16 protein-coding genes are annotated in these 17,469 nt (G+C 69.9%); 6 read left to right on the top strand and 10 right to left on the bottom strand.

What is annotated here, in order from left to right; all coding sequences use genetic code 11:
• Window positions 1-35: 35 nt before the first annotated feature.
• The 3 genes from EIZ45_RS26990 to EIZ45_RS26980 are packed head-to-tail and all read right to left on the bottom strand — an operon-like array spanning window position 36 to window position 2,391.
• A complete protein-coding gene (locus tag EIZ45_RS26990) occupies window positions 36-956 on the bottom strand; it encodes an SMP-30/gluconolactonase/LRE family protein (RefSeq protein WP_134662505.1) in 921 nt (306 codons plus the stop codon).
• A gap of 9 nt (window positions 957-965) precedes the next feature.
• Window positions 966-1,622 carry a histidine phosphatase family protein gene (locus EIZ45_RS26985; protein WP_134662506.1) on the bottom strand — a complete coding sequence of 219 codons (657 nt, stop codon included), beginning with the start codon at window positions 1,620-1,622 and terminating at the stop codon, window positions 966-968.
• 13 nt (window positions 1,623-1,635) lie between these two features.
• Window positions 1,636-2,391, bottom strand: coding sequence for an SDR family oxidoreductase (locus tag EIZ45_RS26980; protein ID WP_134662507.1), 756 nt, complete (start codon window positions 2,389-2,391; stop codon window positions 1,636-1,638).
• 393 nt (window positions 2,392-2,784) lie between these two features.
• On the opposite strand from EIZ45_RS26980, the gene EIZ45_RS26975 reads away from it, so the two are divergent.
• On the top strand, window positions 2,785-3,723 hold the full coding sequence (locus EIZ45_RS26975; protein WP_134662508.1) for a hypothetical protein: 939 nt from the start codon (window positions 2,785-2,787) through the stop codon (window positions 3,721-3,723).
• Window positions 3,720-4,304 (top strand): ATP-binding cassette domain-containing protein, encoded by a 585-nt coding sequence (locus EIZ45_RS26970; protein ID WP_134662509.1) that lies wholly within the window; start codon window positions 3,720-3,722, stop codon window positions 4,302-4,304. The genes EIZ45_RS26975 and EIZ45_RS26970 overlap by 4 nt, the downstream gene beginning before the upstream one ends.
• 6 nt (window positions 4,305-4,310) lie before the next feature.
• Here EIZ45_RS26970 and EIZ45_RS26965 read toward each other — a convergent pair whose 3' ends face one another.
• The gene (locus EIZ45_RS26965; RefSeq protein WP_134662510.1) at window positions 4,311-5,936 is read right to left on the bottom strand and encodes an acyl-CoA synthetase; all 1,626 of its coding nucleotides are present in this window, start codon (window positions 5,934-5,936) and stop codon (window positions 4,311-4,313) included.
• 208 nt (window positions 5,937-6,144) lie between these two features.
• Here EIZ45_RS26965 and EIZ45_RS26960 point away from each other — a divergent pair, with 208 nt between their 5' ends.
• Together EIZ45_RS26960 and EIZ45_RS26955 are read left to right on the top strand one after the other, a co-directional pair.
• On the top strand, window positions 6,145-7,839 hold the full coding sequence (locus EIZ45_RS26960; RefSeq protein WP_134662511.1) for a bifunctional 3'-5' exonuclease/DNA polymerase: 1,695 nt from the start codon (window positions 6,145-6,147) through the stop codon (window positions 7,837-7,839).
• A 151-nt stretch (window positions 7,840-7,990) separates the two neighbouring features.
• On the top strand, window positions 7,991-8,326 hold the full coding sequence (locus EIZ45_RS26955; RefSeq protein ID WP_134662512.1) for a hypothetical protein: 336 nt from the start codon (window positions 7,991-7,993) through the stop codon (window positions 8,324-8,326).
• Between the two features lie 3 nt (window positions 8,327-8,329).
• Here EIZ45_RS26955 and hrpA read toward each other — a convergent pair whose 3' ends face one another.
• The 3 genes from hrpA to EIZ45_RS26940 all read right to left on the bottom strand — a co-directional run bounded on the left by hrpA (window position 8,330) and on the right by EIZ45_RS26940 (window position 13,834).
• A complete protein-coding gene (gene hrpA, locus EIZ45_RS26950; RefSeq protein WP_134662513.1) occupies window positions 8,330-12,205 on the bottom strand; it encodes an ATP-dependent RNA helicase HrpA in 3,876 nt (1,291 codons plus the stop codon).
• Between the two features lie 76 nt (window positions 12,206-12,281).
• Window positions 12,282-13,475 carry a cation:proton antiporter gene (locus EIZ45_RS26945; protein WP_134662514.1) on the bottom strand — a complete coding sequence of 398 codons (1,194 nt, stop codon included), beginning with the start codon at window positions 13,473-13,475 and terminating at the stop codon, window positions 12,282-12,284.
• Window positions 13,476-13,516: 41 nt separating this feature from the next.
• A complete protein-coding gene (locus EIZ45_RS26940) occupies window positions 13,517-13,834 on the bottom strand; it encodes a hypothetical protein (protein WP_134662515.1) in 318 nt (105 codons plus the stop codon).
• A gap of 290 nt (window positions 13,835-14,124) precedes the next feature.
• Here EIZ45_RS26940 and EIZ45_RS26935 point away from each other — a divergent pair, with 290 nt between their 5' ends.
• Both EIZ45_RS26935 and EIZ45_RS47420 read left to right on the top strand, forming a co-directional pair.
• Window positions 14,125-14,976 (top strand): chitosanase, encoded by an 852-nt coding sequence (locus tag EIZ45_RS26935; protein WP_134662516.1) that lies wholly within the window; start codon window positions 14,125-14,127, stop codon window positions 14,974-14,976.
• Window positions 14,977-15,085: 109 nt separating this feature from the next.
• Entirely contained in the window at window positions 15,086-15,220 is a 135-nt protein-coding gene (locus EIZ45_RS47420; RefSeq protein WP_255443417.1) for a hypothetical protein, read from the top strand.
• Here EIZ45_RS47420 and EIZ45_RS26925 read toward each other — a convergent pair.
• Genes EIZ45_RS26925 through EIZ45_RS26915 form a run of 3 tightly spaced genes read right to left on the bottom strand, consistent with a single transcriptional unit; the run spans window position 15,209 to window position 17,372 of the window.
• On the bottom strand, window positions 15,209-16,192 hold the full coding sequence (locus EIZ45_RS26925) for a PHP domain-containing protein (protein WP_134662517.1): 984 nt from the start codon (window positions 16,190-16,192) through the stop codon (window positions 15,209-15,211). The two genes, EIZ45_RS47420 and EIZ45_RS26925, sit on opposite strands and share 12 nt — an antisense overlap.
• An 18-nt stretch (window positions 16,193-16,210) precedes the next feature.
• Window positions 16,211-16,714, bottom strand: coding sequence for a metallophosphoesterase (locus EIZ45_RS26920; protein WP_134662518.1), 504 nt, complete (start codon window positions 16,712-16,714; stop codon window positions 16,211-16,213).
• Between the two features lie 4 nt (window positions 16,715-16,718).
• Window positions 16,719-17,372 carry a GntR family transcriptional regulator gene (locus EIZ45_RS26915; protein ID WP_037817500.1) on the bottom strand — a complete coding sequence of 218 codons (654 nt, stop codon included), beginning with the start codon at window positions 17,370-17,372 and terminating at the stop codon, window positions 16,719-16,721.
• Window positions 17,373-17,469: the final 97 nt, after the last annotated feature.

Raw genomic sequence — 17,469 nt, 5'->3', positions numbered from 1 at the left:
GACCGCCTGACACGGTGTGAGAGTCAAGAAGCCCTTCAGAGATCCGTGTAGGCGATCGCGTTCTCTTCCAGAGACCCGAACCACAGCCGACCGTGGTACTCGCGGATGCCCACCAGCAGGTGGAATCCCGGGATCTCGCCGCGCAATTCCCGCACCACCGCGCCCGCCGGGGTGACGGCGACGGCGCCCACCTGGCGTTTCGGGGCGGGCTGCAGGGAATCCGGCAACGCGCGCACCGCGGTCCGGACCGCCGTGGGCAGGCGGCGCACGACGTCGAGGGCGCGGAGGCGCGGGCTGGCCTCGGTGATCCATATCAGTCCGTCCGAACCGGTCGCGATGTTGTCCGGGAAGCCCGGCAGGTCGTCGATCAGGACGTCGCGGTCGCCCGCGCGCGGTCCGGTCAGCCAGACCCGGCTGACCCGGCACGCTCCGGTTTCGGCGACCGCCACATAGGACTCGTCCGGTGGCAGCGCGACGCCGTTCGCGAACTGGAGACCGTCGGCGAGCAGGTCGATGTGCCCGTCCGGCGTGCGGCGCAGCAGGCGTCCGCCCGCGGTCTGTTCGATGAGGTCGTCACGCCAGTTGTCGATGCCGAAGCGGCGCGAGGAATCCGTGAAGTAGACCGTTCCGTCGGCGGCGACCGCGGCGTTGTTGCAGAACACGAAGTCCAGCCCGGCCCCGGACGTCGCGAGGGTCGTGGTCTCGCCGCCGGCCAGCGGCATGGTCAGCAAACCGGCGCGGGCGTCGCAGATCAGCAGCTCGTCGTCGCCGTACAGCTCCAGCCCGAGCGGGCGGCCGCCGGTGTCGCCGAGCAGGTCGATCCGCCGTCCGTCCGGCGAAACACGCAGGATCCGGCCGTCGTCGACACCGGTGTAGACCCGGCCCTCGGCGTCCACGACCACGTCTTCCGGACCGTGCCCGTTCACCGGCACGATGGTGACCTCACCGAACTGCACGCCGGCCTCCTACCGGTAGGTGAGCAGCCGCGCGTTCTCGCCTTCGAGGTGCGGATGCTCGTTGAAGGACAACAGGTTCACGCCGCCGCGGCCGGACGTCAATTTCGTGATGCCGGTGTTCACGGTGACGCGGTTCAGCTTCAGCAGCCCGGGCCCCGGCGTGCCCAGCAACGACCCGGCGACCGCGCCCAGCACGCCGCCGGACGTGAACACGAGCCCGTTCTCGCCCTTGCCCAGCGAACCGGCCAGCTCGGCCAGCGCCGCCGTGCAGCGGCCGAGGAAAGCAGGCCAGCTTTCGGTGCACGGGCCGCTGTCGCCGGAGTCGACCCACGCGGTCAGCGCGGCGTCCAGCAACCGCTGGTACTCGCGCGGATCCTCTTGCGGCGCGCCGCCCGCGTGGTGCGCGGCGATGTCGACGTGGTCGTATTCGTTCCAGCGTTCGTCCTCGATCGCCGGCACGTCGCAGCCGAGGGCCTTCAACGCCGTCGCCGCGGTGTCCCGCTGGCGGGCCAGCGTTCCCGAGCGCACCTGCGCGAACTCGACCCCGCGCCGTTTCAGCTCCGCGCCGACCAATGTGGACTGTTCGAACCCCAGCGGCGACAACGCGTCGTAATCCGCCGCGCCGAACGACGCCTGGCCGTGCCGGATCAGGTAAATCGCACCCATTTATGCCGTCCCGTCAGGAAAACATCCGCAGCAACCGGCCAGGAGCCAAGCGTACCGCGAGACTCAGCGGCACCCAGGGCCACGAAGGCACGTACGCGCGCTTCGGTTCCGCTTCGATCGCCTTGACCAGCGCGTGCGCACCGGCTTCGGCGGACACCATAAGCGGGTTGCGTTTGGTCGAGCGAGCGGTCATCTCCGAACTGATATAGCCGGGCCGCACGTCGGTGACCGTGATGCCGTGGCTGCTCAGCTCCAGCCGCGCACCGTCGGCGAACGCGGAGATCCCGGCCTTCGACGCGGAGTACGCGGTGAGATTCCGGGGAAAACCGCGCAGCGCCATGAACGACGAGATCACCGCGAGGTGTCCGTCGCGCTGTTCGCGGAAAATGCCCGCTGCCGCCTCGATCTGAGCCACCGCGCCGACGAGATTGGTCTCGAGGGTCTGCCGGTTGGCGTCGAACCGTCCCGCGCCGACCGGCTGTCCCTTGCCGAGCCCGGCGTTGACGATCACGCGGTCGAGCCTGCCGAGTTCCGCCCGGAATTCCTCGAATACCTGGAAGACGCGGTCGTGGTCGGTGACGTCGAGCGCGCGCGTGGCGACGGTGATCCCCGGGTACGCGGCACGCAGCTCTCCGGCCAACTCGTCGAGCCGTTCGGTGCGCCGGGCGCACAGCGCGAGATTGCGGCCGCGAGCGGCGAACTGCCGGGCCATTCCCTCGCCGAGACCGGAGCTGGCTCCGGTGATCAGGATGTTCTGCCGCAAGACCATGCCCGGAGCCTACCCGCTGGTAACCGCACCTGGCGGTTCGTGTGATCCCGTCGAAGGCCCGGGAGAAAACCGAAGGAGTTTCGCGCTCGCCGCGGCGGATGACCGGTGGCCCGGCCTCTGGGGGCATGCCGGGCCACCGGTTCCGGGCGCGGCCGCCGGCCGGGCGCGGGGCGCGGTCCGCGCTGCCGGGGCCGAGGCTCCGGACGCGCCGGGGGCGGCGCGTTCCGTCCTGGCCATGGAAGCGCGACCGCGCAGGTCACGGCAATGGTTCCCAGTTGCCAGTACTAGCCCGTTCGTCCGAATGGCACGGCGGTACAACCTGGTCGGACGGCTGCTACCGTGCCTGTGTCGGGCTCGGCACGGTCGGTTACCAGCGGGGGCGGGCAGCGGGACATGACGCAGCGGCAGGCGGACCACGCCGGTCCGGACACCGACGGAGGTGCCCGGACCGCGTTCGCGAGCGCGCTGCGAGCCGCGATCGGAGCCAGCGGGCTTTCCCTGGACCGGATCCAGGCGAGGCTGCGCGCGCGGGGAGCGGCGGTCAGCGTCACCGCGCTCAGCTACTGGCAGTCGGGCAAACGCCAGCCGGAGCGGGCCGGATCGCTCTCCGCGGTGCGGGTGCTGGAGGAAATCCTCGACGTCCCCGACGGCGCGCTGCTCGGCTTGCTGCCGCCGCCCCGCCCGCGCGGCGCGAGCAGACGCGACCGGGCTGGCGAGGAACCGGTCACCTTCACTCGCGAAATCCTGCAGCCGCTGCTGGAACGCGTCGGCGCCCCCGACGCGCTGGACCAGCAGCACCAGCTGAAGCTGATCGGCCTGCACGACCGCTGCGACATCGCGGCCGACGGCGGCCAGCTCTCGGTCACCTCGCGCGCGGTGTTCCAGTCCGGTGCGGACGGTCAGGACCGCTGGCTGCTGGTGTACGCACAGGGCGACGCGACGGCGGTGCCCGACTTGCAGCCGGTGCGCAACTGCCGCGTCGGCCGCGCCGAAGTGGACGACGACCACGGCATCCTGGTGGCCGAACTGCTCTTCGACCGCGCGCTGGAACGCGGCGAAACGCACCTCATCGAGTACACCCTGCGCAATTCCGGGCCGCCGTACCCGCAATGCCGGGCCACGCACTACCGGGAATTCCGCCGCTCGGTCCGCGAGTACCTGCTGGAGATCCGCTTCGACCCGACCGCGGTGCCCGCCCGGTGCTGGCAGTACGCGAACGCCACCGACGAAGCACCGGCCCGGCGCCGGCTGCGGCTCGACAGCGGCAACGGCGTGCACGCGATCGCGCTGGATTTCGGGCCGGGGATCTTCGGCATCGGCTGGGGTTCGTGACTCCGGTAGCCGAGGTCCGCGAGCTGACCGTCGTGGTCGACACCGGACGGTGGCGCGAGACGGTTCTGGACTCGGTGTGTTTCGCGGTGCCAGCGGGACGGATCACCGCGTTGCTCGGCGAATCCGGATGCGGCAAATCGATGGTCGCGGCGGCGTTGACGGGTTCGCTTCCTTCGGTGGCGCGCAGCTCGGGGGACGTGCGGGTCAACGGCACCGTCGGCCTGGTGCCGCAGTCCGGGGTCACGGCGTTCGCTGCGGAGCGAACCGTCGGCGCGCAGCTGGACGAGCGTCAGCAGCTCCATCACGGACGGAGCGTCGAGGACGCCTGCAAGGCAGCGGTCTGTCCGATGGAGACGCTGGAGCTCTTTCCCCACCAGCTTTCCAGCGGGCAGGTTCAGCGGGCCGCGCTCGCGGCGGCCTTGCTGTCCGAACCGGACCTGCTCGTTGTGGACGAACCCAGCGCGTCCCTCGACCGCGGCACCGCATACGAGGTGTGGGCCAGCCTGCGCGCGTACGCCGACACCGGTGCCGCCGGAATCCGCTCTCTCGCCGATCCCTACGTAGAGGGCTTCTTCCCCTGACCGCGCTCAGCTCAGCTTGGTCCGCAACACCTTCCCGGTCGCGTTGCGCGGCAATTCGTCCAGGAACTCCACGTCCCGCGGCACCTTGTAGCGCGCCAGGTTCGCCTTCACGTACTCGCGCACGCCGTCCTCGTCGAGGGTCGAGCCCTCGGTGCGCACCACGAACGCCTTGAGCCGCTCGCCGAAGTCCGGGTCCTCGACGCCGATCACCGCCGCCTCGAGGACGTCTTCGCGCTCCACCAAGAGGTTCTCCACCTCGATCGGGAACACGTTTTCGCCGCCGGAGACGATCATTTCGTCGTCGCGGCCGTCGATGAACAGGAGGCCGTCCTCGTCGAAGTGGCCGACGTCGCCGCTCGAGAGCAGGCCGTCGATGATTTCCTTGTTGCGGCCGTCGGTGTAGCCGCCGAAGCTGAGCCCACTGCCGACGAACACCCGCCCGGTCACGTGCGGCTCGGTGATCTTGGTGCCATGTTCGTCGTAGAGCGCGACGCGACAGCCGACCGGCGCGCGGCCGACTGTGCCGGGTGCGCGTTTCCAGTCCTCCGGCGTCGCGACCGTCGCCACCGCGACTTCCGTGGAGCCGTACAGGTTGTGCACGACGTCGCCGAATTCCTCGTTCGCCCGGTTGCCGAGATCCGGCGACAGCGCGGACCCGGCGACGAAGATGATCCGCAGGCACGACGTGTCGTACCGGTCGCGGACCTCCTTCGGCAGGTCGACGATCCGCTGCAGCATCGTCGGCACCAGAACGAGCGCGGTGCACCGGTGTGTGGCGACGCCCTTCAGCGTGGCTTCCGGGTCGAACTTCCGGCGCATCACCACCGTGCAGCCGAGCGCGAAGCTGAGGATGAACTGCGACAGCCCGGTGCCGTGGAACAGCGGCGCGCCCATGAAGGTCGCTTCGCCGGAGCGCAGCGGGATGCGGTCCAGGAACTGCGCCGACGCCAGCGCGGACGTGTGCGGTCGCGGCGCGCCCTTCGGGGTGCCGGTGGTGCCGCTGGTGAGCAGCACGAAGCCGCCGGGTTTGACGGGCGCGGGCAGCGGGCGGTCGTCGGTGCTGGCGACGATCTCGGCGAGCACCGGGATCTCGTGCCCGCCCGGTTCGTCCACCCAGGCCAGGTACCGGTCGACGTTCTCGTCGATCGCGTCGAGCAGGCCGGTGAACTCCTGGTCGTAGACGAGCGCGGTGACGCCCTCGCGCTGGGCGACGTCGGCGAACTGCGGTTTGGCGAACCCGGTGTTCATCAGCAGCAGCCGCGCGCCGAGCTTGCCCGAGGCGGCCATCGTGAGCACGAGCCCGCGGTGGTCGCGGCACAGCGCGGCGATCACCGAACCGGGGCCGAGCCCGCGCTGCGACCAGGCGCGGGCGAGCGCGTTGGACTGGTCGTCGAGCTGCTTGAAGGTGAGCGGGCCGAGGTCGTCGACGATCCCGACGGCCGTCGAATCGCGCCGCGCGGCGATGTGGTTCGCGCCGGCGAACGGGCCGTACTTGCGGATCGCGACGAGGGAACGCAGGCCCTCGTCGAGCCGGGGAAACGGCACCAGGCCGGCGCGGCGCATCACCTCGACGCTGCGCACGGTCTCGGTCAGCTTGCCTGCCACCTGGCCGGCCAGCTCGGCCACACTCATCCGGGCACCTCCATTGCTGCGGCGGGAGCGCCCACGCCGACGGTCTCCGTACCGCCGGTATGGGAGTTACTCGACAGTAAAGCAAGGCCCGTCCGCGCACCAGTGCCCGGCCGGGGAGGAAATCTCCCACGCCGGTCGCGGACCGTCCGTGAGGTGCTTCGAGAGCCGGTGCGCAGAAATTGTCGGTGCTGGTCCGCACAATGGGACGGTGCAGGTGATCACCGGCCGGGAGGAGGACTCCGGCTACACGATCGAGGGCCCCGCGGGGACCCTCCGCGGGCTTTCGCGCGCCGACTGGGCCGACGAGGTCCGCCGGCTGGAGGCGGCCGAGAGCCCGCGCTGGGTGCTGCCCTCGGCCGAGGAGATCTATCCCACGCTGATCAAGGCGGGGGTGCGGCTGGGTCGCTGCCACGACCTGTCGCTCGCCGAAGGGCTGCTGCTCGCCTACGAGGGCCGGGAGGGCGAATCGCGCAGTTTGCGGGCAGCGTGGGCCCGGGCGAACGGGGAGGAACCGCCCGACGACGGCCCGGCCTTCGGCGAGGACGCGCAACCCACGCTGTTCTCCCCGCGCGGCCCCGGACTGCCCCCGGGAGTCACCGTCGCCGCGGCGGCCCGGCGAGTGCTGGCCGAACAGGAGAAACGCGTCGCCGCCACCGAGGCCCCCGCGCGGATGCGGCTGCTGCTCGCGGCCGAATCCGCCAGCGCACTGGCTGCCGCGGAGATCTCGGCCGCCGGGCTGCCCTGGCGCGCCGACCGGCACCTGCAGCTGCTGGAAGAACGCCTCGGCCCGCGCGTACCCGCTGGTCAACGCCCGAAAGTCTTGGTCGAGCTCGCCGCGAAAATCTCCGCGGCGCTGGGCGGGCGGCCGGTCAATCCCGATTCCTCGGCCAGCGTCGTCCGCGCGCTGGCCAGGGAGGGCATCGAAATCCCGGCGGCGCGGAAGTACCTGCTGCAGGACATCGACCATCCCGCGGTCGCGCCGCTGCTGGAGTACAAGGAGCTGTCGCGGCTGCACTCGGCCAACGGCTGGGCGTGGCTGGACGAATGGGTAGCCGACGGACGCTTCCGGCCGCATTACGTGGTCGGCGGCGTGGTGTCCGGCCGCTGGGCCACCCGGGGCGGCGGGGCGCTGCAGATCCCGCGCGCGCTGCGCTCGTGCGCATCCGCGGATCCCGGCTGGAAACTCGTCGTCGCCGACGGGGCGCAACTGGAGCCGCGCGTCCTCACCGCGCTGTCCGGCGACCGCCGCCTGGCCGAAGTCGCCGCGGCCACCGATCTGTATGCCCGGCTGGCGGAAGCGTTGTTCTCCGGCACCCGCTACGTCCCGCTCCGCCCCGGAGACACGCGAGACGACCGTTCCCGCGCGAAAATCGCCATGCTCTCCGCGATGTACGGCGGCACCTCCGGCGAGGCCGGTCCCCTGCTCGCGTTGCTGCGCCAGCGTTTCCCGGACGCAGTGTCCTATGTGGAGCACGCCGCCGCGGCGGGCGAACGGGGCGAACGGGTCCGGTCGCGGCTGGGCCGCACTTCTCCGGCCCCGTCTGCTGCTTGGCGCGCCTTGACCGGCGGGCTCACCGAAGACGAGGCAACAGAAACCCGCGCGCGGCGGGCGTCGCGGAGTTGGGGCCGGTTCACGCGGAATTTCGTGGTGCAGGCGAGTGCGGCTGACCTGACGGCGGTCCTGCTGGCTACCTTGCGCGGTCGGCTGCCCGAACCGGCGCATCTGGTGTTCTTCCTGCACGACGAGGTGATCGTGCATGCCCCTGCGGAGCTGGCTGATGAGGTCGCGGAAATCGTGGAGACAGCGATCCAGGAAGCGGCCCGGCTGGTCTTCGGCGAGGCGTGCCCGGTGCGATTTCCCATGGAAGCGAAATCGGTGGACAATTACGCGGAGGCGAAGTGATCAGCTGACTCATGTTTCCCAGCAACCACATGGCGGCACCCGGGAAATCCGTTCGGGGGACGCGGGGTTTCCGTCGGTCGCACTCGCTGCGGGACATTCCACCGCAAAGGCGCTATCCGCGGATCGGAAATGATCAGTACCGTCGTGCGCCATGGCAGGGAGAAAAACACAACGCACACTTGGCAGCTTCTGGAGCTTTCTTGCCTTCATCGCGGTCATCGCCCTGTGGGCGATCCCGTCGATCGGGCCGGGCGTCGCGAACACCAGGAAGAACGAGTTCTGCCGCAACAACGCCAACGGCATCCTGCTCGGCTGCCACATCCGGCAGCACAAATGGCAGAAGCTCAAAATGGCGTTCAAGGCGCAAGCACCAGCGAAAGCCCTCGGAAGGATGCTCGGCAACGTGAAGGGAGTGGCAGCCTCGCTTTCCGCCGTCGCCGGAACGGTTTCCGCCGGTGCCGCCACCATCACGCTCCTGGTGAAGTGACGGCTACGCCAGCGCCTCGTCCAACGCCTTCGTGATCCGCTTCAACGACACCGGATGCGCCGTCCCCAGTGTCTGCGCGAAGAAGCTCACCCGCAGTTCCTCGATCATCCACCGCACCTCCGCCAGGGCGGGCGACGACGTCCCCGGCGGCAACGTGGCCATCGCGTCCTCGTACTCCTTCGTGATCCAGGCGACGTCCGCCATCCGCTGCAGGTCGCGCGTCTGCTCAAGCGGCAGCTTCTCCAGCCGCCGCTCGATGCCGCGCAGGTACCGGACCACGTTGGGCAGCCGCGCGGCGCCGGTCTCCGTCACGAAGCCCGCGTGCACCAAACCGTCCAGCTGACCGCGGATGTCCGCCAGCGATTCGGCCGGGCCGCGAGTGTCCGCGAGACGAGTCTCCACGTCGATGGCCGCGCGCAGGATCCGCTCGACCTCCGTCAGCACTTCCAGCACCTTCGGGTTCAACCCCGCGCGCACCTTTTCCAGCAGCGCCGCGAAACCCGCCTCGTCCCAGACCGGGCCGCCCGCCGCGGCCATCAGCGCGTCGACCGCGCAGTCGACGCAGTCCTCCAGCAGGCCCGCGACGCTGCCGTGCGGGTTGCGGTTCAGCACGAGCTTCGAGGAGTTCGACAGCGACCGCGTAATGAACTTCATCGGCGAGTTCAGGTTCAGCCGCAGCATCCGCCGCGTGCCGGACCACATCGCGTGTTGCTGTTCAGCGGGCGTGTCCAGCAGCCGCACGGCCACCGACGCGCCCTCGTCCACCAGCGCCGGGTACGCCTTCACGTCGTGGCCGCGCCGGGTGGAGGCGAACACCTTCGGCAGCTCACCAAACGACGGCTGCACCAAGCCTGCCTTCTCGATACTGTTGGCGGCCTTGGAAATCGTCTCCCGCACGCGCGGAGCGAGACGGCGCTTCAGCTCGTCCAGGTCCTTGCCCTCGGCCACCCGCTTGCCGCGCTCGTCCACCACGCGGAAGGTGATCCGGAGGTGGTCCGGCACCGTCGAGAGATCCCACGCCGTGTGGGGGATGTCAATGCCGCGCATCGCGTGCAGTTCGTCGCCGAGGATGTCGAGCAGCGGACCGTCCGAAGGGGACATTCGCGTCAACGCGTCGGCGGCCGTGTCCGGAGCCGGGACGAAGTTGCGCCGCAACGCTTTCGGCAGCGATTTGATCAGCTGCGTCGCCAGTTCGCCGCGCAGGCCGGGCACCTGCCAGTCGAACCCGTCCGGCGTCACCTGGTTCAGCACCGGCAGCGGGATGTGCACGGTCACGCCGTCGGCGTCCGCGCCGGGCTCGAACTGGTAGGTCAGCTTGAAAACGTGCGTGCCCTGCGTCCACGAGTCCGGGTAGTCCGATTCGCGGACCGCGCCCGCGACCTCGTTGATGAGCATGGACTTCTCGAACGACAGCAGGTCCGGCTCGTTCCGCCGCGCCTTCTTCCACCAGCTGTCGAAATGCCGCACGGACACGATGTCCTCGGGCACTCGCGCGTCGTAGAACTCGTACAGCGTCTGGTCGTCCACCAGGATGTCGCGCCGCCGGGCGCGGTTCTCCAGGTCCTCGACCTCGTCCAGCAGCGCCCGGTTCTCGGCGAAGAACCGGTGGTTCGTGTGCCAGTCGCCCTCGACCAGCGCGTGCCGGATGAACATCGCGCGCGAGATCTCCGGGTCGATCCGGCCGTAGTTCACGCGCCGGTCGGCGACGAGCGGCACGCCGTACAGCGTCACCTTCTCGGTCGCCATCACCGCGCCCTGTTTGCGCTCCCAGTGCGGCTCCGAATACGAACGCTTCACGACGTGCTGCGCGAGCGGTTCGACCCAGTCCGGCTCGATCCGCGCGTTGACCCGGCCCCACAGCCGCGACGTCTCCACCAGCTCCGCCGACATCACCCAGCGCGGCTGCTTCTTGAACAGCGCCGAACCCGGGAACACCGAGAACCGGGCCCCGCGCGCGCCGAGGTAGTCGCCCTTCGCCGGGTCCTTGAGCCCGATGTGCGACAGCAGCCCGGAAATCAGCGCCGTGTGCACGTGCTGCGGTTCGGCGGGCGTGGTGCTGAGCGTGATGCCGAGCGGCTTGGCGAGCTGGCGCAGCTGGCCGAAGATGTCCTGCCACTCGCGGATCCGCAGGTAGTTCAGGTACTCGGTGCGGCACATCCGGCGGAACTGGTTGCCGGTCAGCGTCTTCTGCTGTTCGCTGACGTACTCCCACAGCTTGAGGTAGGAGAGGAAGTCCGAGGTCGGATCGGCGAACCGGGCGTGCTGCGCGTCGGCGGCCTGCTGCTTCTCCGCGGGCCGTTCGCGCGGGTCCTGAATGGACAGTGCGGCGGCGATGATCATGACCTCGCGCACGCAGCCGTTCCGCGCCGCCTCCAGCACCATCCGGCCCATCCGCGGGTCCACCGGCAGCAGCGCGAGCTTGCGGCCGACCTCGGTGAGCTTCGAGGAATCGCCGGTCTCGAACGCGCCGAGCTCCTGCAGCAGCTGGACGCCGTCGGTGACCTGGCGGCGGTCCGGCGGTTCGACGAACGGGAACGCGTTCATGTCGCCGAGGCCGAGCGACGTCATCTGCAGGATGACCGACGCGAGGTTCGTCCGCAGGATCTCCGGATCGGTGAACTCCGGCCGGGACTCGAAGTCTTCCTCGGAGTACAGCCGGATGCAGATGCCGTCCGAGGTACGCCCGCACCGGCCCTTGCGCTGGTTCGCCGACGCCTGCGAAACCGCCTCGATCGGCAGCCGCTGCACCTTCGTCCGGTGGCTGTAGCGCGAGATGCGCGCGGTGCCCGGGTCGATCACGTACTTGATCCCCGGCACGGTCAGCGACGTCTCGGCGACGTTCGTGGCCAGCACGATCCGCCGTCCGGTGTGCCGCTGGAACACGCGGTGCTGATCAGCCGCGGACAGCCGCGCGTACAGCGGCAGCACCTCGGTGTTCCGCAGCTCCAGCCGGTTCAGCACGTCCGCGGTGTCGCGGATCTCGCGTTCCCCGGAGAGGAAGACGAGGATGTCGCCGGGGCCTTCGCCGGACAGCTCCTGGACCGCCTCGGCGATCGCCTGCGTCTGGTCGCGGTCCGGGTCGCCCTCGGGATCGTCCGGGTCCACGAGCGGCCGGTAGCGCACCTCGACCGGGTAGGTCCGGCCGGAGACCTCGACGATCGGCGCGTCGTCGAAGTGCCGCGAGAACCGCTCCGGGTCGATGGTCGCCGAGGTGATGATCACCTTCAGGTCGGGACGGCGCGGCAGCAGCTGCTTGAGGTAGCCGAGGATGAAGTCGATGTTGAGGCTGCGCTCGTGCGCCTCGTCGATGATCAGCGTGTCGTACTGGCGCAGCATCCGGTCGGTCTGGATCTCGGCCAGCAGGATGCCGTCGGTCATCAGCTTGACCAGGGTGTCCTGGCCGGACTGGTCGGTGAACCGGACCTTGTAGCCGACGGTGTCGCCCAGTTCGGTCTTCAGCTCGCTGGCGATGCGGTCGGCGACCGTGCGCGCGGCCAGCCGGCGCGGCTGGGTGTGCCCGATCTGCCCGCGCACGCCGCGGCCCAGCTCGAGGCAGATCTTCGGCAGCTGCGTGGTCTTGCCCGACCCGGTCTCCCCCGCGACGATCACCACCTGGTGGTCGCGGATCGCGTCGCCGATCTCGTCCTTGAGCCTGCTGACCGGCAGCTCGGCGGGGTACTCGATCTTCGGCACGCTTTCGCGGCGCTGCTGCACGCGCAGCAGCGCCGTTTCGACATCGGCGGCGATGCGCTCGGCCGTCTGCTGCTTGTCGCGAGACCGGCGCGCGCCGTCGAGACGACGGCGCAGCCGGTGCTCGTCGCGCAGCATCAATTCGGGCAGCTGGGCGCGCAGCTCTGCGTAGGGGGCTGGAGTGGACATACTTGGGCCAAGGATAGCCGTGCGTGACCGTCGTGGCTTCCGAATATGCCGCGAGCGACAGCCCGGCGTCCCCGGCTCACGGCACCGGGGCCGGACGCGGCCGCACGAGCTTGGCCGGAAGCAGCCAGGTCAGCCGGTCCGAGCGGAGCACCGCGAGCGGGCCGATCACGGCCAGGAGCAGCACGTACCCGGCGACAAACGGGGCCACCCGCGAATCCAGCCCAGCAGCGGTCGCCATCGTCGCCAAGACGAGCGAGAACTCGCCCCGGGTGAGCACGGTCAGGCCGATGTTCACGCCCTCCTGCCGATCGAAGCCGTGCAGCCGGGCGGCGAACGCGCCGGCGGCGAGATTCAGCACCAGCGTCAGGGCGACCGCGGCGAGCACCGGGAGGACGACCGTGCCGACCGCGCCCGGGTCGATCGACAGCCCGAAGATGAAGAAGAACAACGCTCCGAACGCGTCCCGCAGCGGCAGCACCAGCTTGTGCACCCGCGGCGCGACCTGGGAGTTGCCGAGCATCATGCCGACCATGAACGCGCCGATCGCGTCGGACACGCCCACCTCCTCGGCCACCGCGGCACCGAGCACGGCCACGCCGACGAAGCAGACGGTGAGCAGTTCGTCGTCCGCCGAACCGAAGAGCCGCGACACGAGCCGCCCGCCCCAGCGCGCCAGTGCGGCGAGCACGAGCAGGAAGCCGAACGCCTTGCCGAAGTCGGCGAGCGCCGCGCCGAAGCCGTCCGCACCGCTGAGCACCGGCTGCAGCAACGCCAGGTACAGCGCGAGGAACAGGTCTTCGAGCACGACGATGCCCATGATGAGGCGGGATTCCCGGTTGTTCATCCGCCGGGTTTCCAGGAGCAGTTTGGTGACGATGGCCGACGACGAGATCCCGATCGCGCCCGCGATCACCAGCGCCTCGCGCGTGCCCCAGCCGAGCACGAAGCCGAACGCGAGCCCGCCGCCGATGTTCAGCACGAGGTAGGCCACCCCCGCGCCGGCGAGTCTGGCGCCGCCGCGGGCGAGGTCGTCGAGCGAGAACTCCAGTCCCAGATAGAAGAGCAGGAACACGAGACCGAGCCCGGCCAGTACGCCGAACTCGGCCGGATCGTCCACAAGGGACAGTCCGGGAGTGTGCGGGCCGAAGACGAAACCGGCCAGCATGAACAGGGGAATCGTGGGCAGCCCGATCCGGGCGCCGACGCGGGCGAGGGCGCCGGCGGCGAGAAACGCGCCGCCGACGGCCAGCAAAGCATGACCGTTGCTCATGAAATCCTCTTGAGAGCCGGGTACAGGTGGGAAACGAGTACTCAGCAATCCGGAGGAGCGCGTGCCGCGGCGGCTGCGGGCGCGCGGTCCAGCTCAACCGGCGGTGCGGCGGAAAACGGGACGGTGCACCAATCCGGCCGGGCGAGGCGGATCTCGCCGGGAGCGTCGGCGAGCGGCAGCGGATGCGCGGCGACGAGATGCGGGCCCTGTTCCTGGACCAGGGCGGGTTCGGCGTCGTGCGGACGCGGGCCCGCCGGTCCTGGCCCGGGGACCGCTACGCCGAGCAGGAGCAGCGCGGCGAGCAGCAGCACGAGGATGGACCGGTGCCGCGGCGCGGGAGCGGCGGCAGCAGTCGTCATCTCGGGGCGAGTTTACCATGTCTTTAAGGTTCGCCGGGAGCTCGACCGCGAGTCCACAGTAGACAGATGACTGCCGGATCCCGTGGCCCCGGTCATTTTCCGGTCTGCTTCAGGCAACCTGCATCGTCCACAGTGGACCATAGATGTTCACATCCGTGAAAAATTTTCGTATCCCTTGCCTCGCCGCTTCACGCTCGGTTATCGTGGCGCTACGCCGCAGCAGTACCCGGAACCGGTTCATTCGCCGGTCCGGCCGCCTTGCCCACGTACCGCGGAAAGGGATTCCCCCCATGCGCAAGACGATGCGGCCCGCGCTGGCCGCCGGTCTCACGGCTGCCTCGGCCCTCGCTCTAGTCCTCAGCACTCCCGCTCTCTCGGCCGCCGCCGTGCCCGCCCCGCTCGCCGCTTCGGCGTCCTCGGTGCTCGGCTCGGGCAGCGACCTCGCGTCCCCGGAGAAAAAAGAGATCGCGATGCAGCTGGTGTCGAGCGCGGAAAACTCGTCGCTCGACTGGAAGAAGCAGTACTCCTACATCGAGGACATCGGCGACGGACGCGGGTACACCGCGGGCATCATCGGGTTCTGCTCGGGCACCGGCGACATGCTCGAACTCGTGCAGGCCTACACCAAGTCCGTGCCGGACAACCCGCTGGCGAAGTTCCTGCCCGCGCTGGAAAAGGTCAACGGCTCCGATTCGCACGAGGGTCTCGGCTCGGCCTTCGAAAGCGCGTGGAAGCAAGCCGCAGGCACCGAGGAATTCCAGGCCGCGCAGAACAGCGAGCGCGACCGCGTGTACTTCGACCCGGCGGTGAACCAAGGCAAGTCCGACGGTCTCGGCGCGCTCGGCCAGTTCATCTACTACGACGCCATCGTGATGCACGGCCCCGGCACGAGCACCGACAGCTTCGGCGGCATCCGCGACGCCGCGCTGTCGCAGGCGAAGCCGCCGTCCCAGGGCGGCGACGAAACCGCCTACCTCAAGGCGTTCCTCGACGCGCGCAAGGTGGTCATGAAGAAGGAGGAAGCGCATGCGGACACCTCCCGCGTCGACACCGAGCAGCTGGTGTTCCTCAACGACGGCAACCTCGATCTGCACACGCCGCTGAAGTGGAAGGTCTACGGCGACCCGTACGAGATCAACTGAGCCCGCAGCAGGTTCTCGCACTCCGCCTCCGCGTGGGACCGCGACGGCGACCGCTGGGTACGGGAGCTCGGCCCGTACCCAGCGGACGTCGGCGCGCAAGGAATCGGCGTTGCGCGCGAAGGCCGGTTCGGCGTTCTTTCTGCACGTGTCCACCGGCGGGCCGACCGCGGGCTGTGTCGCTCTCGCGCAAGACGACCTGATCGCGGTGCTGCGCTGGCTCGATCCCGCGCGGTCATCGCAGTAACTGATCGGCCGTCCGCGTGTTGACGACCCGGTCCGGTCCGATGCCCGCCTTTTCCGCGCGCTCGCAGCCGTAAGCCTGCCAATCGAGCTGGCCGGGCGCGTGCGCGTCGCTGTCGATCGCGAACTCGCAGCCCAGCTCGACGGCCTGGCGCAGCAACCGCATCGGCGGGTCGAGCCGGTCCGGCCGCGAGTTGATCTCCACCGCCACGCCGTTCTCCCGGCACGCGGTGAAGACCTTCTCCGAGTTGAACTGCGACTCCGGCCTGCTGCGCCCGCCGACCAGCCGTCCGGTGCAGTGCCCCAGCACGCGGACGTGCGGGTTCTCGACGGCGGCCAGCATCCGCGGCGTCATCTCCCGCGCGGGCATCCGCAGTTTCGAGTGCACGCTCGCCACCACGAAGTCGAGCCGGTCCAGCAGCTCCTCGGTCTGGTCGAGCGCGCCGTCGTCGAGGATGTCGACCTCGATGCCGTGCAGCAGGCGAAACGGCGCCAGTTGCTCGTTCACTCGCGCGACCTCGTCCATCTGCGCCCGCAGCCGTTCCGGAGACAGACCGCGCGCGACGGTGAGCCGCGGCGAATGGTCGGTGAGCACGATCCACTCGTGCCCCAGGTCGCGTGCCGTCTCGGCCATCTCGAGGATCGGGCTGCCGCCGTCGGACCAGTCGGAGTGCGTGTGACAGTCGCCGCGAAGCGCCGTACGCAGCGCACCGCCGTCCGGCAGCATGCTTTCGGGCAGCTTCGTCGCGTACGTGGGCGTACGGTCGTGCCACGCGTCCTCGATGACGCCAGCAGTGGCTTTGCCGATCCCCTTCAATGCCTGAAGCGTCTTCGCGCCGACGCGCGACGCCAGCTCGTCTTCGGAGAGCCTGTCGACCACAGCGGCGGCCTGACGGAAGGCGCGCACGCGGTAAGTCGGTTCGCCGGCGCGTTCGAGCTGGAAGGCGATGTCGCGCAGCGCACGGGCCGGGTCCATGCCTCCTGTTTTACCCGCTCAGCCGCGCCGAGGCAGCTCGTGCAACTCGACGTCGCCGAGACGGCCGTTCTTGATCTCGGCGGTCTGGTAGGTGCAGAACGGCTGCCGCCGCCGGTCGGTGGGCGAGCCGGGGTTGAGCAGTCGCAGCCCGCCGGGCGTCACCGTGTCCCACGGGATGTGGCTGTGCCCGAAGATCAGCACGTCGACGTCCGGATACAACGCGTCGCAGCGAGCCGCCCGGCCCTTCGCGTCGCCGGTTTCGTGGACGACCGCCACCCGGACGCCCTCCAGCGTCTCCCTCGCCACTTCGGGCAGACGTTTCCGCAGTTCAGGACCGTCGTTGTTGCCGTACACGCCGATCAGCCGCGCGCTGCGGGTCTCAAGAGCGTCGAGGGTGTCCACGTCGACCCAGTCGCCCGCGTGCACCACGACGTCGGCCTTCGCGACCTCGTCCCAGACCTGCGCGGGCAGTTCCTTCGCCCGCTTCGGCAGGTGGGTGTCCGCGACGAGCAGCAACCGCACGCCGTCACTCCTCCCCGATCGCCTCGAGCACGTGGTCGAGGAACGCCGCGATGTGCGCGCGCAGCAGCTCGGCCGCGCCGTCCTCGTCGCCCTTCCGCGCGGCGGCGAGCACCGCCTTGTGCTCGTTCCATTCCTTGCGCCAACTGGGATTCGCGTCCCAGCCGACCACGGTGATCAGCGCGGCGCGGTCGCGCAGGTCGTCCAGCATCGACACCATCAGCGGGTTGCCGCAGCCCGCGTACAGCGCGCGGTGGAACCGCCGGTTGAGCAGGCTCAACGTGGTCTGGTCGGCATCCGCGGCCGACGCTTCCTTGAGAATCTGCGCGGCCTCGTCGAACGACTCCCGGTCCGCCGCCCGCACCGCGCGGCGCAGCGCTTCCGGTTCCAGCACCATCCGCACGTCGTAGACCGAGCGCGCCAGCTCCGCGTCGACCACGCACACCGACGCGCCCTTGTACGGGCTGAACGTGACCAGCCCGGTGTTGGACAGCACCTTGAGCGCCTCGCGCACCGGCGTCTTCGAGACCCCGAGCCGCGCGGCCAGCTCCGCCTCCACCAGCTGCTGACCGGGCACCAGCTCGCGGGCGAGAATGCCGCGCCGGATCTCCTCCAGCACCACCTCGGTGCGGGAGGCGGGGAGGCTGAACGTGGACGGCATGCCGACCCTCCTGGCTTTCGCGCTCGTCCCCGCACATTCAACCAGGCGGGCGTCTCCGAGCGTCGACACGTACGATCATATATCAGATGCCATCCGT

The sequence above is a fragment of the Amycolatopsis sp. CFH S0740 genome, from assembly GCF_004522315.1.
GTDB lineage: Bacteria > Actinomycetota > Actinomycetes > Mycobacteriales > Pseudonocardiaceae > Amycolatopsis > Amycolatopsis nivea.
Note: the sequence above shows the minus strand (reverse complement) of the source record. Positions and strands in the feature narration are given on the sequence as shown.